The sequence below is a fragment of the Rhodopila sp. genome, from assembly GCF_035548235.1.
In the GTDB taxonomy this organism is placed as follows: domain Bacteria; phylum Pseudomonadota; class Alphaproteobacteria; order Acetobacterales; family Acetobacteraceae; genus Rhodopila.
In genome coordinates this window covers 1-15,833 of sequence record NZ_DASZTJ010000143.1, presented here as the reverse complement: position 1 = coordinate 15,833, position 15,833 = coordinate 1, and the positions used below count along the sequence as shown (strand labels likewise).

The following is a 15,833-nucleotide window of genomic DNA, read 5'->3' as shown; positions in this document are numbered from 1 at the left end:
CGCCGCCCAGGTCGGCACCATCGTCATGTCATACGTCGCCAGTTTCCAGTTCCTGGCGCTGGCGGCGTTTCCGCGCACCGAGACCGGGAAGATCCGACGGGAGGAGGTGAAGGCGCTGTATCGGGAGCGCGCCAGCCGGATGTAGGATCGCTTCGGTGCCGCCCGAATTGTCCCACGCGGGCCTGGCGTATCATGTGCCAGGCCCCATGGCGGGCGCAGGCACGTCATCCACCCGTTGCGGTGCCGGTGGGCGGTGCCGGTGGGCGGTGCCGGTGGAGAGAAAGGCGTGGGTGGTGTCTTCCGGCCAAGACGTCGAGAGAGGACGAACAAACTACCGCGACACAAGGAGAAGGAAGCGATGTTCTCGGTCATCTTCGAGGTCCATCCCGCCCCGGACCGGTGGGACGCCTACCTGGACACGGCACGGATGCTGCGGCCGGAACTGGAGCAGATCGATGGTTTCATCGACAACATCCGATACAAGAGCCTGACCCGCCCGGGCTGGCTGCTGTCGCTGTCGTCCTGGCGGGATGAGAAGGCCCTGGTGCGGTGGCGCACCCAAATGCGGCATCACGAGGCGCAAGCGAACGGACGCGGCGGGATCCTGCTCGATTACCATCTGCGCGTCGGCGAGATGACACACGATACGCAATCGCCCGACGGCTATGCGCCGCACGCGCAAAGGCTTGACGAAACCCGGACCGGGACCGCAACGACAATCACGCTGGCGACCGCTCGGTGCCGGGCCGCCGACGCCGACGCCGTCGCGGCGTCCCTGGGCTTGCCGAAAGATGCACCGGGCCTGGTCGCGTGGGACGCGTTCGACGCCATCCTGACGCCGGGCGACGCGATCCTGCTGATGTCGTGGAAAAATCCGAACGCGGCGCAGGCGGGATCGGCGGCACTGCCGCGCGACGCACGGGTACGGCAGGTCCGGGTCATCCGCGACTACGGCATGTTCGACCGGCGGGAAGCGCCGCAATACTATCCCGATGCCCCCGGCCGGGAGACGCTGCACGCCTAAGGTCCGGTCAGGCCGCCTTCGCCCTGCCGCCGAAGCGTTCAAACCGGAACGGAGCCGGATCGACGCAAGGCGTGGCGCCGGTGACCAACTCCGCCATCAGGCGCCCTGCCCCCGGTCCGATCCCGAAGCCGTGGCCCGAAAAGCCGCTCATCAGGAAGAACCCCGGTACCGCCGCGACCGGACCGATCACCGGCACCGCGTCCGGCGTCGTATCGATCAGCCCGCCCCAGCTTTGCGCGATCTTCGCCGGACCGAACGCAGGGAAGGCGCGCACCAGGTTCCGAAGGCTTTCCTCGACGATCGCGGGATTGGGCTCCGGGTCCAGCACGCGCGTCGCCTCGAACGGGCTGGCCTGATCGAGCGTCCAGCGGCGGGGGATGCGCGCTTCCTCCTGGAAGCGGCCGAACAGGCGGATGGTGTATTCCTTCCGGGTCCGGATCATCGCCGGAAGGAAGGTGGCCAGCAGCCGGAAACTGTCCGGGACCACGAACGCCTCATACCTGTTGCGGCGCGCGACCGTGTAGCCGCCGTCCTTGCGCTTGCGAAAGGCGAAGTCCGGGCCGGCGACGGCGAGTTCGGGCGGGCCGTCGATCGGCGTGGTGCGCATCACGCTGCCCAGCACCTTCAGTTGCGGGAAGTCGACACCCATGTTGCCGCAGAACAGCCGCGACCACGCGCCGCCCGCCAGCACCACCGCGTCGCAGGCGATCGTTCCGCGTTCCGTCACCACGCCGCTGACGCGCCCCGCTTTCGTTTCGATCCCGCGTGCGGCGCAGTTGACCGTGACCGTCGCACCCAGCCGGCGTGCGGCCTGCGCCATCAGCGGCACGGCCAGTTGCGGTTCGGCGCGGCCGTCATTGGCCGTATACAGCGCCCCGGCCCAGCGGCGCGAGGATCCGGGCAGGACCTTGTCCACCTCCTCGGACGTCAGGATACGGCTTTGCACCTGGTATGTGCGCGCATCCTCCAGCCACGCCTCATACGCCGCCACCTCCTTCCCCGTCTCGCACAGATAGCACGCCCCTGCTCGGGTGAAGCCGACATCGGCGCCGAGGCGTTCGGCCATGCGGTCCCACTGTCGCAGTGCTTCCAGCGCGAGCGGGACCTCGGCCTGGTCGCGGCCCTGGGTGCGGCAGAAGCCCCAGTTGCGGGAGGACTGTTCGCCGGCCAGCCGCCCCTTTTCCACCAGCGCGACCGAGACGCCCTGGTCCGCAAGCGCCAGCAGCGTGCTGACGCCGGCGATTCCGCCGCCGATGATGACGACGTCCGCCCTGGCGGGAAGCCGGTCATCCGTTTCGACGGTGATCGTTTCGGGGGCCATGTCGAAACCTCTTCGTTGCGGCGGCGGTCGCGTGGAATAGTATGGGTGTCGAAGCAAAAGGGGAACTCGCGATGCGTCTTTTACCCTGCGTATCGGCGGCCCGCATGGTGGTTGCCGGACTTCTGGTCCTGTTCATGGCCATTCCGGCCTCGGGACCGGCTTCAGCCCAGGGCAGCGGGTCTCCGACGCTGGATGCCGTCCGCGCCCGCGGCCAGTTGCTGTGCGGCACCGGCGGCGAGATCCCCGGCTTCTCCATGGTCGACAGCGGCGGCGTGATGCGCGGACTGGACGCCGATTACTGCCGGGCGATCGCCGCTGCGGCGCTGGGCGATGCGAACAAGGTGAAATGGGTCGCGGTCACGGCGCAGAACCGCTTCACCGCCCTGCAATCGGGGGAGGTCGACGTACTGGTGCGCAACACCGGCTGGTCCCTGACACGGGAATCGAGCCTGGGCCTGGAGTTCGGCGGGATCAATTTCTGGGACGGCACGAGCATCATCGTGAAGACCGCCTCCGGCATCAAATCGGTCAAACAGCTTGGCGGCGCGACGATCTGCGTGCTGCCGGGCACGACGACCGAGTTGGACCTGGCCGATTGGGCGCGGGCCGAGAACATTGCCTATACTCCTGTCCTGATCGGCAGCCTGAGCGAGATCCGCCAGGCGTTCCTGTCGGGACGCTGCGACGGCTATACCACCGACAGCTCGCAGGTGGCCGGATTCCGTTACATGCAGGGTGCCAAGGCCTCGGAGCTGACGATCCTGCCGGAGCCGATCGGCGTCGGTCCCAGCGGCGCGGTCGTGCGGAAGGGCGACGACAAGTGGCTGGATATCGTGAAATGGACGCACTACGCCACGGTGGTCGCCGAGAACCTGGGCGTCACCAGCGCGAATATCGATAGTTTCAAGGATTCCAAGGTCCCCGACGTGCGGCGGCTGCTGGGGGTGGAGAGCAATCTCGGGAAATCGCTGGGCCTGGATGACACATGGGCAGCGAACGTGATCCGGCAGGTCGGCAATTACGGGGAGATGTTCGCGCGCGACGTCACGCCGCTGGGGCTGGATCGGGGGAAGAACGCACTCTGGACAAAGGGCGGCCTGCAATTCGCGCCGCAGTTACGATAGGGCCCTACCCCGCGAACTCCGACGCCTTATACCCCTGCGCGAACAGCAGCGCACGAAGGTCGCCATGATCGACCCGCGCCTGCGCTTCCGCCGCCACGATCGGTTTCGCCCGGAACGCCACGCCCAGCCCCGCCGCCTTGATCATGTCCAGGTCGTTCGCCCCGTCCCCGACAGCCAGCGTCGCCTGCTGCTTCAACCCCCGCGCGGCGGCGAGCTCCCGCAACGCGGCCAGCTTGCTGTCGCGATCCAGGATCGGTTCCCGGACGTGACCGGTCAGCACCGCCCCGTCATCCAGCAGCACGTTCGACCGGTGCGTCTCGAACCCCAACGCCTCGGCGACGCGCGCCGTGAAAAAGGTGAAGCCGCCCGACACCAGCGCCGTCGTTGCCCCCCGCGCGCGCATCGTCAGCACCAGCTCCCGTCCGCCCGGGGTGAACCGGACCCGCTCCCACGTCTTTTCCAATGCCTCCAGCTTCAGCCCTTTCAGCATGGCGACGCGTTCCCGAAGCGCCGCCTTGAAGTCCAGCTCCCCGTTCATCGCGCGGCGGGTGATGGCGGCGATCTGCTCGCCGATCCCGGCGAAGGCGGCGAGTTCGTCCAGCGTCTCGCCCTCGATCATGGTGCTGTCCATGTCGGCGATCAGCAGGGCCTTGCGCCGGCCGCGGGTTTTGACCGTGATAGCGTCAATCGGCTTGCCCTCGATCGCGTCGCGCAGCACGGCGGGGTCGGGGGGCGTCGAGACGGGGATGTCCACGGCCTCATTCGGTGAGAGGGTCACCGGCGTGCCGCCGCGGATCGCATTGCGGATGTGGTTGATGATGGCAGGGGACAGGCTGATCGCGTCGCGGCGGGCGACGAGCGTGGTGACATAGCTCATGACGGGCGGGAACCTGACAGCGGCGGATACGGCGGGCAAGCCGAAAGCGCTACCCGAAGAAGTCCCCGGCGGGCTGCCGAAAGGGCTTATCATCGCCGGTCCGACGGCCAGCGGGAAATCGGCGCTGGCGCTGGCGGTCGCGGAACGCTTCGGCGGGGTCATCATCAACGCGGACTCCATGCAGGTGTACCGCGAGCTGCGCGTCCTCACCGCTCGGCCTACGCCGGCGGACGAAGCCCGCGTGCCGCACCGGCTGTACGGCGTGCGCCCCGCCGCCGATGCCGGCAGCGTCGCCTGGTGGCGCGCAACGGCGCTGGCCGAGATGGAGGCGGCCCGCGCGGCCGGCCGCCTGCCGATCCTGACCGGCGGAACGGGGATGTATTTCGCCAGCCTGACCGGCGGCCTGTCCGACATCCCTGACCCCGGCCCGGACGCTCGGGCGGAGGCGCGCCGATTGCTGGCGGAGCAAGGGGCGGCGGCGCTGCATGCCAGCCTGGCCCATGTCGACCCCGCCACCGCCGCCCGCCTGCGCCCGGAAGACAGCCAGCGCATCGCCCGAGCGTGGGAGGTCTGGCGGGGGACCGGAAGGGGGCTGGTGGCGTGGCAGTCCCAACGCACCCCGCCGGCAGCGTGGGACTTCGCGGCGATCCGGCTGGACCCGCCGCGCACGGCGCTGCGCGCCGCCATCGCCGGCCGCTTCGACGCCATGCTGCACGAGGGCGCGATCGAAGAGGTGCGGGCGCTGCTGGCGCTGGGCCTCGACCCCGCGCTGCCGGCGATGCGCGCCCACGGCGTGCCGGAGCTGTCGGCCTATCTGTCCGGGCGGCTGTCGCTGGACGACGCCAGGCGGCGGACGGAACTGGTCACGGGACAGTACACGAAGCGGCAGGCGACATGGTTTCGTCATCACCCTCTCGCAACCCAGGACCGCGTTCGCACGATAAATTCGCGATTTTCGTCCGTTGAGCAATTTTCGGAAAGTGACTGCGCTGATTTATTCGCATTTATTCAACAGATGGCTTGACCCGGCGTTTGATCCCCACTAAGGCAGGCGCCCCGACCGAAAAAAAGGAGCCGGATCATGTCGGCTGATATCAGCCAGTCAGGAGCAGAAATCCTTCTTCGCGCCCTCAAGGACCAGGGCGTAGAGGTTATTTTCGGCTATCCCGGCGGCGCGGTACTCCCGATTTATGATGCCCTGTTCCAGCAGAACGCCATTCGCCACGTCCTGGTGCGCCATGAGCAGGCCGCCGTTCATGCGGCGGAGGGCTATGCGCGCTCGACCGGCAAGGTCGGCGTGGTCCTGGTGACCTCGGGGCCCGGGGCGACCAATGCGGTCACCGGGCTGGTGGATGCGCTGATGGACAGCATCCCGATCGTCTGCCTGACGGGCCAGGTGCCGACGCACCTGATCGGCAACGATGCGTTCCAGGAGGCCGACACGACCGGCATCACCCGGCCGGCGACCAAGCACAACTACCTGGTCAAGCGCGGGGAGGACCTCGCGCGCGTGGTGCACGAGGCGTTCTATGTCGCCTCCCACGGGCGTCCGGGACCGGTGGTCATCGACCTGCCCAAGGACATCGTCATCAACAAGGCCCCCTATACCGAACCGGTGGCGTACCATTCCAGCTACCGCCCGCGGACGGAGCCGGAGCTGTCGCAGATCGAGGCCGCGGTGGCGCTGCTGAAGCAGGCGAAGCGGCCGGTCATCTATGCCGGCGGCGGCGTGATCAACGCCGGTCCGGCGGCATCCCAGGCGCTGACGCGCTTCACCCGCATGACCGGCTTTCCGATCACCAACACGCTGATGGGCCTGGGCGCCTATCCGGCCTCGGATCCGCAATTCCTGGGTATGCTGGGGATGCACGGGACGTACGAAGCGAACCTGGCGATGCATGGCTGCGACGTCATGCTGGCGATCGGCGCGCGCTTCGACGATCGGGTGACGGGGCGGCTGAACGCCTTCAGCCAGGGCAGCCGGAAGATCCATATCGATATCGACGGATCGTCCATCAACAAGAACGTGCCGGTGGAGATCCCCATCCTGGCTGATGCCGGCCTCGCGCTGGACGCACTGATCGAGGCCTGGGACCGGGACCCGACGCCGCTCGATAAGGAGGCGCTGACCACCTGGTGGCGGCAGATCGACGAATGGCGCGGCAAGGACAGCCTGAAGTTCACCCAGGACCAGGCCAAGGGCGGCATCATCAAGCCGCAATACGCGATCCGGCGGCTGTATGAGCTGACCAAGGCCCGCGGGCGCGACACCTTCATCACCACCGAGGTCGGCCAGCACCAGATGTGGGCCGCCCAACATTTCGGCTTCGAAAAGCCGAACCATTGGATGACGTCGGGCGGCCTGGGCACCATGGGCTACGGACTGCCGGCGGCGATGGGCGTGCAGATCGCGCATCCGGACGCGCTGGTGGTGGATATCGCCGGCGAGGCGTCCATCCTGATGAACATCCAGGAGATGGGGACGCTGGCGCAGTATCGCCTGCCGGTGAAGGTGTTCATCCTGAACAACCAATACATGGGCATGGTGCGGCAGTGGCAGGAACTGCTGCATGGCAGCCGGTATTCGGAGACCTACTCGGCTGCCCTGCCCGACTTCGTGAAGCTGGCCGAGAGCTTCCACGCCGTCGGCATGCGCGCCGAGAGCGTCGACCAGTTGGACGACGTGATCAACGCCATGCTGGACTGCCCCAAGGCGGTGATCGCGGATATCGCGGTGGACCAGGCGGAGAACTGCTTCCCGATGATCCCCTCCGGCGCGGCGCATAACGAGATGCTGCTGGGTCCGGAGCACGAGGCGTCCGGCGCGGGGGTCACGGATGCCGGATTGGTGCTGGTGTAATGGCCGGGGTCGCTGGCACCGCCCCGTCGTGGCCGGTCTCGTGCCGGCCATCCACGGCTTGCGGTGCCGGTGTCGGCGTGAATGGCTGGGCCTGGCCCGGCCATGACGAGACATGGACCATCCACGGCGTCCGGTCGGTGACCGCCCGCGTATAACGCCTCTCCCCTTGCCTCACCGCGCGTCCAGGGGCATGACCCCGCGTGATGCGCCGAACTTCATTCCGTTGCGACAGAAACCCCCATGCCCAATCCCTCCGACCCGAATGAGCGCAGCGCGACCATATCGGTCCTGGTCGACAACGAAGCCGGCGTGCTGGCGCGCGTCATCGGCCTGTTCTCGGGCCGCGGCTACAATATCGACAGCCTGACCGTCGCCCCGGTCGACGCCGCGGGCCAACGCAGCCGCATCAACGTCGTGACCTCCGGCACGTCCATGGTGATCGAGCAGATCAAGGCGCAGCTCGACCGCCTGGTGCCGGTGCACCGCGTCGCCGACCTGACGATGGACGGCCCGCACGTGGCGCGCGAACTGGCCCTGGTGAAGGTGATCGGCACCGGCGAGCAGCGCGTCGAGGCGATGCGCATCGCCGATACGTTCCGTGCCCGCGTCGTCGACACCACGCTGGGCAGTTTCGTCTTCGAACTGACGGGCGCGACCGAAAAGATCGACGCCTTCATCGAACTGATGCGCGACCTCGGGCTCGCCGAGGTCTCGCGCAGCGGCATCGCCGCGCTATCGCGCGGCACGAATACCATCTGATTTGTACTGAAAAAGGAACGAGGAACCATGCGCGTTTACTACGACCGCGACGCGGACGTGAACCTGATCAAGGGGAAGAACGTCGCCATCATCGGCTATGGCAGCCAGGGTCATGCCCATGCGCTGAACCTGAAGGACAGCGGCGTCAAGAACATCGCCATCGGCCTGCGCCCCAGCTCCGCCGGCGTCGCCAAGGCGGAAGCCGCCGGGCTGAAGGTCATGGACCCGGCCGAGTGCGCCAAATGGGCCGACGTCATCATGGTGCTGACCCCGGATGAAGGCCAGGGCGACCTGTACCGCGAGAAGATCGGCCCGAACATGAAGCCCGGCGCCGCGCTCGCGTTCGCGCATGGGCTGAACGTGCATTTCAACCTGCTCGACCCGCGCCCGGACATCGACGTGTTCATGATCGCTCCCAAGGGCCCCGGTCACACCGTGCGCAGCGAATACCAGCGCGGCGGCGGCGTCCCCTGCCTGGTGGCGGTCGCGCAAAACCCGTCCGGCAACGCGCTGGAAGTGGCGCTGTCCTATGCCTCGGCCATCGGCGGCGGCCGCGCGGGCGTGATCGAGACGACCTTCAAGGAAGAATGCGAGACCGACCTGTTCGGCGAGCAGGTCGTGCTGTGCGGCGGCCTGGTCGAACTCATCAAGGGCGGCTACGAGACGCTGGTGGAAGCCGGGTACGCCCCCGAAATGGCATATTTCGAGTGCCTGCACGAAGTGAAGCTGATCGTCGACCTGATCTATGAAGGCGGCATCGCCAACATGAACTACTCGATCAGCAACACAGCCGAATACGGCGAATACGTCTCCGGCCCGCGGATCATCACCGGCGAAACGAAAAAGGAGATGAAGCGGGTGCTGGACGACATCCAGTCCGGCCGCTTCGCCCGCGATTGGATGCTGGAGAACAAGGTCAACCAGTCCAGCTTCAAGGCAACGCGCCGGCGCCTCGCGGAACACCCGATCGAGAAAGTCGGCGAGAAGCTGCGCGCGATGATGCCCTGGATCAGCAAGAACGCGCTGGTCGACAAGACCAAGAACTAACCCGCATGACCGGACCCGGGAAGCCGGGTCTTTGCGACACGGCCCCACGGCATCCCCGCCCTGGGGCCGTTTAGTTGCGGCCGTTATGTTGCAGCAGCTTGATAAATGAAAGAATTTGGCGTCCCGGTCGTTGCCGCGGCGCCGGCTTCCCGGCTACACCGGGGATATGCTTCACGCATACACCCTGGCCGACGGTCTGCCCCAGCCAATTCCCGACCCGGCCTCAGGGAACGCGTTGGCCCAGGCTGCGTGGATCGACCTGCTGAACGCCACCCGCGAGGAACTGGACCGCGTGGAGGCCGCTACCGGCCTCTCGCTCCCGTCCCAGGCGGAAATCAGCGAGATCGAGCTGTCGAGCCGCCTCGCCACGCGGCATGGCGTCCTCTACATGAACATGCCCATCATCAACATGGTGGACCACGGCACCACGCCGGTCGGCGTCTCGATCGGTTTCGTGCTGCACGAAGAGCGGCTGGTCACCATCCGTTTCGCGCCCAGCCGCATTTTCGACCTTTACGGTGAACGCCTGGTCACCCGGGAAACCAGCGCGACCACCGCACCACATATCTTCCTGGGCCTGATGGAAGCGATCGTCGACCGGCAGGCCGATGGGCTGGAGTATGTGCGCGACGAGTTGGAAAAGATCTCCCACGTCATCTTCGCGATGGGCACCGCCAAGGGCGCCGGCGGCCGCAAGAACGAAGACGCCGAATTGAAGCGCATCCTGGGGGAGCTTGGCCGCCTGGGCGACCTGATCTCCCACATCCGGGACACCCAGACCGGCGCGGCCCGCATCGTCCCTTACGTCGAAAGCCGAGCGCCGTGGATGCCGACGGAACTGCATGGCAGGCTGGAGATGCTGCGCCAGGACATCGCCTCGGTCAGCGAATTCGACACGCACCTGAACGACAAGACGCAGTTCCTGCTGGACGCGACGCTGGGCTTCATCAACATCGCGCAGAACAACGTGATGAAGGTGATGGCGATCGCCTCGGTGGTCGGGATTCCGCCGGTACTGATCGCCGGCATCTATGGCATGAACTTCAAGAACATGCCGGAATATGATTGGGTCTGGGGATATGAGTGGGGATGGGGGCTGATCATCCTGACGACGATCATCCCCCTCGCGATCTTCCGTTGGCGGAAGTGGATCTGACCCTGCCGGCGCCTGCTTCGACCTAGTGCGACGGGGCTCTGTCCGGCAGCCAGGCATCGGTCCAGCCGGTCCCGCCTGCCGCCGGGTTGGTGGTCTGCACCTCGGTCATCCCCGGCCCCTGCTTCTCCAGGATCGAGATAGGGGTCGGATTGCGGATGACCTGGCAATCGATCGGCCCGGCCACCGACCCGCCGGCCCGCCGCGAGGCCAGGCGCTGCAGGTCGTCCTGCGAATGGCATAGCACCGCACCCGGATCCAGCCGGGGCCACGCCAGCGGTTGAGGCCTGACGTCCGGCAGGCCCGGAGGGGGCTTTTTCGGCAGCAGCCCGCCCGCGTCGAAACGCACATGGCTGTTACTGTCCGGCTGCGCCAAGGCAGGGGCGGCCGCCAGGCTCGCGAAGGCCATGACGAGGATAAGGAGCCGCACGTGCGAAGATGATGTCATGTCATCCTTTTCCCTGACCGATATCAATCCGATTGGGGCGCACCAGCGCTGCCGGATGGTTCGACGGCAGCCGCGGACCGCGACCGAATAGTTTCTCCCGGAACGTCCCGGCCGCGTAGTCCCGCTTGAACGCACCGCGCGCCTGCAGCTCGGGCACCACCAGGTCGGCGATGTCGGCGAAGCTGCCCGGCGTCACGACATAGGCGCAGTTGAAACCATCGACGTCGGTTTCCTCGACCCAGGCCTGAAGTTCCTTCGCCACTTCCGCGCCGGAGCCGATGATGACGGGGCTGCGGCCGCCGATCGCGGCATGGCGGGCGATCTCTCCCACCGTCCATTCCCGGTCCGGGTCGGCCGTGGTGAAAGCCTCCAGCGCGGAACTCTGCGCATTGGTCCGGTCGTCGAAGCGCACCACCTGGTCGCGGTCCATGGCGCCGAAATCCAGGCCCGTCCAGCCCGACATCAGCGCCAATGCCCCTTCCTCGGAGACGTAGTTCAGATAGTCCCGATGCTTCTCGCGCGCGGCCTTCGTGGTCCGGTCTGTGATGATGGTGATCATGGTGAAGATCACGAGGTCGTTCGGATCGCGCCCTGCCGCCGCCGCGCGGGTCCGCAGGTCGGTGACGATGTTGCGGATGATCTTTTTCGATGGGCCGTTGATGAAGACGCACTCCGCGTGCCGCGCCGCGAAGTCCCGTCCCCGGTTGGAGGCCCCGGCCTGGAACAGCACCGGCGTGCGCTGCGGCGACGGCTCGCACAGATGGATCGCGTCGACCTTGAAATGCGGGCCTTCGTGGTGGATCGCATGGATCTTCGCCGGATCGGCGAAGCGGCGTCCGGCGCGGTCGCGCAGCACGGCGCCGTCTTCCCAGCTCGCCTCCCACAGCTTGTAGACCGCCTGCATGTAGTCCTCGGCGATCTCGTAACGATCGTCATGGGCGACCTGTCTCGTCATGCCCATCCCGCGGGCGGCGCTGTCGAGGTAGCCCGTCACGATGTTCCAGCAGATGCGGCCTTGGGTCAGGTGGTCCAGCGTGCTCATGCGGCGCGCGAACGGATAGGGCAGCTCATAGGACAGCGCGCAGGTGATGCCGAAGCCAAGGTTCCGCGTCACCGCCGCCATGGCGCTCACCGGCATCAGCGGGTCGTTGACCGGCACCTGCACGGCCTGCTCCAGCGCCGTGTCCGGAGAGCCTTTGTAGACGTCGTAGATGCCCAGCACGTCGGCCAGGAACAGCGCGTCAAACCGCCCCCGCTCCAACACCTTCGCCAGGTCGGTCCAATAGTCCAGCGCGTTGTAGCGATCCGCCTGGTCGCCGGGATAGGTCCAGAGGCCCGGCGACTGATGGCCGATGCAGCACATGTCGAAGGCGTTGAGGCGGATCTCTTTAGGCATTCCGGTCGGCCACACGTTGAGCCCGTCTGGCGACGGGTGGGCGCACCTCTTTTCACATCATGGCATCTGCCGTCCAGAGGGTTTCCGACCCAAGAGGCCAAGCCATGATTTCAGGCCGGCATCGAGAGACGCTCGGTCAGTGCGCCACGCGATGGGGGAACTGCATCGCGATCACCTCGGCGCCCTCGGGTCCGGCCTCGGCCTCGAACGCCGCGTCGTCGGGATAGACGAAGGCGCAGGACAGCCGGTCCATCGCCTGGCCGGCATGCGCCAGGCTGCCCTTGGTCACCACCCAGTACTGCCCTCGTCCCCCGACGGGATCGAGGCCCGTGACACGCCCGTTCGGGGGCAGGGTGTAGCGCCACGCGCCCATGCCGTCGGTTTCCGGACCGATCAGCGTCTCGGCCGGCGTGCTCGGCGCAGCCAGCGGACCGGCAACCGCCTCCCGATGCGCCCGTCCCTTCACGGTGCGCAGCGCGGCCCGGTTCTCCGGCATCGTCATGAAGCGCGCGCCGGGGTCGAAGCCGTTGCGCAGGGTGAAATACCACACGCCCTCGTCCTGACTGGCGCGAATTGGGCCATATGCGGTGTGCGCAGCGGTGAAATGCACCGTGACCGGCTTGATGTCGTGCAGCCCCAACGTGCCGCAACCACCGACCACGAGCTGGAACTGGTCCTGCTGGTGGTAATGGGACTGCGCGGTGCTGCCGGGGTCCTGCTCGACCAGGAACGCCATGGGGAAGAGCGCCCCGGCGTCGGGATCGGGCGTGCCCGGCGCCATGTTGTAGCGTGACGTCCCCAGGTACAGCGTGTGCCAGAACGTCACGCCGTCCGGGGCGCTCCCCCGACGACGATTGACGCGGGCGGCATCGGCAGTGGCGATCAGGGTCATGGCAAGACGGCCTCCGGGGACAGGCCGCGATTGTACGCCGGGCGCCCCGGCGCGCAACAGCGTTTCCCCTGCCCCCTCGGCGTTACAGGATCAGGCGCGCTGCTTCAACAGGTCCCGGATCTCGGTCAGCAGGGTCTCGGTGGGCGTCGGGCCGGGCGGGGGAGCCGCTTCCTTCTTCGCGTTGAGCTTCGAGATGCCCTTCACCACCCAGAAAATCGCGAAGCTGACGATCAGGAACTGGATGATCGCGTTCAGGAACAGCCCGATGTTGACCGTCGCCGCCCCGGCCTTCTGCGCATCCGCCAGGTTGGCGTAATGCTGCCCGTTCAGCGAGATGAACACGTTGGAGAAATCCAACCCGCCCGTCAGCAGGCCGAGGAACGGGTTGAAGATGTCCTTCACCAAACTCGAAACGATCGCGGTGAATGCCGCGCCGATGATAATGCCGACCGCCAGGTCGACAACGTTCCCCCGCATGATGAACGCTCGGAATTCCGCGATCCACGAGGGTGTTTTCGGTGCAAGCATATCGTTAGACCCCTTTCGTCAGAGATGATTGTCGCCGCAGCAACCGCCGACGGCGATGCGGCTATCGCGCCGAACAGACGGCGCATTGGCCCTCGGCCTCGATCGTGGCCTTGCCGAGGGTGAAACCCAGGCGCTTGGCGGCATCCTCCAGCGCGTGAGCAAGCTCATGATCCTCCAGTTCGGTGACCCGTCCGCAGGTCCGGCAGATGAAGAATTGTGCCGCATGGTCGTGGTCGCGGTCGTGGTCTTCCTGGGCGACGCAGCCGACATAGGCCGATAGCCGCTCCAGCTTGTGGATCAACCCCTGGTCGAGCAGGAATTCCAGGGCCCGATAGACTGTGGGCGGCGCGGCGCCGTGGCGGGTGGCGCGCAACTGGTCCAGCAGGTCATAGGCACCCGTGGGCGATTCGCGATCGAGGATCAGGCCCAGCACCTGCCGCCGCAGATCGGTCAAGCGCGCCCCGCGGTTCCCGCAGATCGTGCTCGCCTGGTTCAACAGCGTTTCGGTGCGGGGAGAAAACCCCATTGGAAGCTCCTCTCGTGCGGCCCAATCAAACCATATCGGGGCTTGATCCCAATCGAACTTGGCAATCGGCCAGCGGAATGCCCAGATATGATCCATGCCTGACACGGATGCTCAAGACCTTATCACGCCAGCCGCAGCCGAAACGATGCTGGCGGCAATTTGCTTTGACGCCAACGGCCTAGTACCGGCGATCGCGCAGCAGCACGACACCGGCGAGGTGCTGATGATGGCATGGATGAACGCCGAGTCGGTGCGCGAGACGCTGGCGACGGGGCGCGTCTGCTATTTCAGCCGCAGCCGGGGCAAGCTTTGGCGGAAGGGCGAGACCTCGGGCCAGGCCCAGCACCTGAAGGACTTCCGCGTCGATTGCGACGGCGATACGGTCCTGCTGCTGGTCGATCAAGAGGGTGTGGCCTGCCACACCGGGCGGCGCAATTGCTTCTTCCGCGCGCCGCGGGCCGGCGTGCTGACCGAGATCGCGGCGCCGCTGGTGTCGCCAAAGGCCCTGTACGGACATGACTGAGTACGGACATGACTGACACGCCGTTCGGTCCGGGCCTCGCCTGGATCGAACGGACCGTTGCCCTGCCCGATAGACCGGAGCCGCGCACGCCGGTCCTGGTGGCCGCCGGGGTCGGGCCGATCGCCGAACCGGGGACGGTCGTGCTGACCGGCGGGCCGAGCGGCTGGGTGGCGGATCAGCCTGTGTCCCAAGGCGGCTGTGCGTGCTGCGTGCCGCAAGGCGGCCTGCAGCGCGGCCTGCGCGCCCTCTTGCCCCGCGCGCGCCGGGGCGAGGTGGCGCGGGTCGTCGTGGAAACCGCCGCCGACGCGGACCCGTTGGCGGCCTTGGTCACGCTGCTGGGCGACCCGGCGCTGATGGCGGTCTTCCGGCTTGCCGGGGTGGCGGCGGCTGGCGGCGTCGACGAACATGCCCGGCGCCGGATCATGGTGGCCGACACGATCGTCGCCGGTCCGATGGTCCCGGACGCCGTCCGCGCAGGGAACCCTGCCGCGCGCGTCATCAAGGACCTCGGCGCGCTTTGGCGGGAGGCGCGTTTCGATCCCGATCAAGCAGCCAACGCGTTGACGTTGTCCGATCCCTTGGCTTGGCCGGCCGCCGGGCGGTGGCTGGACCATATTGTCAGGCAGCAAGCGGTGTCGCGGATCACCGGCGTGCTGCACATCGCGGGGTGTCCGTGGCCGATGGCGGTCGACACGGCCGGGCACCACCTGGCGCCCCCGCTCTTGCTGCCGGCCTGGCCGGCGGGGGCGGCACCCCGGTCACGGCTGGTCTTCATGGGCGATGGCGTGGATATGGCGGCGATCCGGACCGGCATCAGGACTGCCGCTTGGGGCCCGTAGCTGACCGCTGGACCGGCTTTTTTCTCAGGCCGCCGGCAGCGACAGCGTGAACATCGCGTCGTCGTTGGCGACCTCGGCCACCAGCAGGCGGCCGTTCATCCCGCGCGCCAGCCGATAGCACAACGCCAGGTCGGCACCGCCCGCGAGCCAGTACGTGTCCTCGCACTCCGCACCCAGACCCTTTCCGGATGCCTCGGCCAGGTTCGCCGCCACCGGCCCCGCCACCGAGGCGGCGACGTCATCGCCGTTGCGCTTGAGGATGATCGACACCGTCTCGCCCGGGCGCGCCTGGCTGATCTGATACGCCAGCAAGTTGTCGATGATGCGCCGGACCGCCCAGGAATCCCCTCGCACCCCCCATCTGGGCAACAGGCCATGACCCTCCGGGGGAGAGATGCGGATGTCGATCTCATGCTCCCGCGCCAGGCTTTCGGCTTCCATCGCGGCCTGTTGCGCCACGGCGGTCAGATCGACCGCCTCGCTGACCAGCGGGCGTTCCTCGATCTGCGTCAGGTC

At 67.2% G+C, this 15,833-nt stretch carries 17 protein-coding genes; 9 read left to right on the top strand and 8 right to left on the bottom strand.

The window, feature by feature from the left end; all coding sequences use genetic code 11:
- The first annotated feature begins 358 nt into the window (after positions 1 to 358).
- Positions 359 to 1,024, top strand: coding sequence for an antibiotic biosynthesis monooxygenase family protein (locus VHB27_RS12625; RefSeq protein WP_325600881.1), 666 nt, complete (start codon positions 359 to 361; stop codon positions 1,022 to 1,024).
- A gap of 7 nt (positions 1,025 to 1,031) precedes the next feature.
- Here VHB27_RS12625 and VHB27_RS12620 read toward each other — a convergent pair whose 3' ends face one another.
- On the bottom strand, positions 1,032 to 2,345 hold the full coding sequence (locus tag VHB27_RS12620; RefSeq protein ID WP_325600879.1) for an NAD(P)/FAD-dependent oxidoreductase: 1,314 nt from the start codon (positions 2,343 to 2,345) through the stop codon (positions 1,032 to 1,034).
- 71 nt (positions 2,346 to 2,416) lie between these two features.
- On the opposite strand from VHB27_RS12620, the gene VHB27_RS12615 reads away from it, so the two are divergent.
- The gene (locus tag VHB27_RS12615; RefSeq protein WP_325600876.1) at positions 2,417 to 3,469 is read left to right on the top strand and encodes an amino acid ABC transporter substrate-binding protein; all 1,053 of its coding nucleotides are present in this window, start codon (positions 2,417 to 2,419) and stop codon (positions 3,467 to 3,469) included.
- Positions 3,470 to 3,473: 4 nt separating this feature from the next.
- Here VHB27_RS12615 and serB read toward each other — a convergent pair whose 3' ends face one another.
- Positions 3,474 to 4,346, bottom strand: a complete 873-nt coding sequence (serB, locus tag VHB27_RS12610) for a phosphoserine phosphatase SerB (protein ID WP_325600874.1) — start codon at positions 4,344 to 4,346, stop codon at positions 3,474 to 3,476.
- Here serB and miaA point away from each other — a divergent pair.
- The 5 genes from miaA to VHB27_RS12585 all read left to right on the top strand — a co-directional run bounded on the left by miaA (position 4,345) and on the right by VHB27_RS12585 (position 10,168).
- Positions 4,345 to 5,370, top strand: a complete 1,026-nt coding sequence (miaA, locus tag VHB27_RS12605; RefSeq protein ID WP_325600872.1) for a tRNA (adenosine(37)-N6)-dimethylallyltransferase MiaA — start codon at positions 4,345 to 4,347, stop codon at positions 5,368 to 5,370. The genes serB and miaA overlap by 2 nt on opposite strands.
- Before the next feature lie 57 nt (positions 5,371 to 5,427).
- Positions 5,428 to 7,206 carry an acetolactate synthase 3 large subunit gene (locus VHB27_RS12600; protein WP_325600870.1) on the top strand — a complete coding sequence of 593 codons (1,779 nt, stop codon included), beginning with the start codon at positions 5,428 to 5,430 and terminating at the stop codon, positions 7,204 to 7,206.
- 240 nt (positions 7,207 to 7,446) lie between these two features.
- A complete protein-coding gene (gene ilvN, locus VHB27_RS12595; protein ID WP_325600868.1) occupies positions 7,447 to 7,965 on the top strand; it encodes an acetolactate synthase small subunit in 519 nt (172 codons plus the stop codon).
- A gap of 27 nt (positions 7,966 to 7,992) precedes the next feature.
- A complete protein-coding gene (gene ilvC / locus VHB27_RS12590; RefSeq protein ID WP_325600866.1) occupies positions 7,993 to 9,012 on the top strand; it encodes a ketol-acid reductoisomerase in 1,020 nt (339 codons plus the stop codon).
- Positions 9,013 to 9,247: 235 nt separating this feature from the next.
- Entirely contained in the window at positions 9,248 to 10,168 is a 921-nt protein-coding gene (locus VHB27_RS12585) for a magnesium transporter CorA family protein (protein WP_325600864.1), read from the top strand.
- 22 nt (positions 10,169 to 10,190) lie between these two features.
- Here the strand turns inward: VHB27_RS12585 and VHB27_RS12580 are convergent, their stop codons facing one another.
- The 5 genes from VHB27_RS12580 to VHB27_RS12560 form a co-directional block, all read right to left on the bottom strand.
- Positions 10,191 to 10,613, bottom strand: coding sequence for a hypothetical protein (locus VHB27_RS12580; RefSeq protein WP_325600862.1), 423 nt, complete (start codon positions 10,611 to 10,613; stop codon positions 10,191 to 10,193).
- A 1-nt stretch (position 10,614) separates the two neighbouring features.
- A complete protein-coding gene (locus tag VHB27_RS12575; protein ID WP_325600860.1) occupies positions 10,615 to 12,009 on the bottom strand; it encodes an LLM class flavin-dependent oxidoreductase in 1,395 nt (464 codons plus the stop codon).
- A gap of 136 nt (positions 12,010 to 12,145) precedes the next feature.
- A complete protein-coding gene (locus tag VHB27_RS12570) occupies positions 12,146 to 12,901 on the bottom strand; it encodes a hypothetical protein (RefSeq protein ID WP_325600858.1) in 756 nt (251 codons plus the stop codon).
- 90 nt (positions 12,902 to 12,991) lie between these two features.
- Complete coding sequence (mscL, locus tag VHB27_RS12565; protein ID WP_325600856.1) at positions 12,992 to 13,429, bottom strand: large conductance mechanosensitive channel protein MscL; 438 nt, start codon at positions 13,427 to 13,429, stop codon at positions 12,992 to 12,994.
- 61 nt (positions 13,430 to 13,490) lie between these two features.
- Positions 13,491 to 13,955: a transcriptional repressor gene (locus VHB27_RS12560; RefSeq protein ID WP_325600854.1), complete on the bottom strand. Its 465-nt coding sequence runs from the start codon at positions 13,953 to 13,955 to the stop codon at positions 13,491 to 13,493.
- Positions 13,956 to 14,100: 145 nt separating this feature from the next.
- On the opposite strand from VHB27_RS12560, the gene hisI reads away from it, so the two are divergent.
- A complete protein-coding gene (hisI, locus tag VHB27_RS12555; protein WP_325600852.1) occupies positions 14,101 to 14,478 on the top strand; it encodes a phosphoribosyl-AMP cyclohydrolase in 378 nt (125 codons plus the stop codon).
- An 8-nt stretch (positions 14,479 to 14,486) separates the two neighbouring features.
- Entirely contained in the window at positions 14,487 to 15,317 is an 831-nt protein-coding gene (locus VHB27_RS12550; protein ID WP_325600850.1) for a GTP-binding protein, read from the top strand.
- 24 nt (positions 15,318 to 15,341) lie between these two features.
- Here the strand turns inward: VHB27_RS12550 and VHB27_RS12545 are convergent.
- Positions 15,342 to 15,833 (bottom strand): sensor histidine kinase (locus tag VHB27_RS12545; protein ID WP_325600848.1); only part of this gene is annotated, 492 nt, incomplete at its 5' end.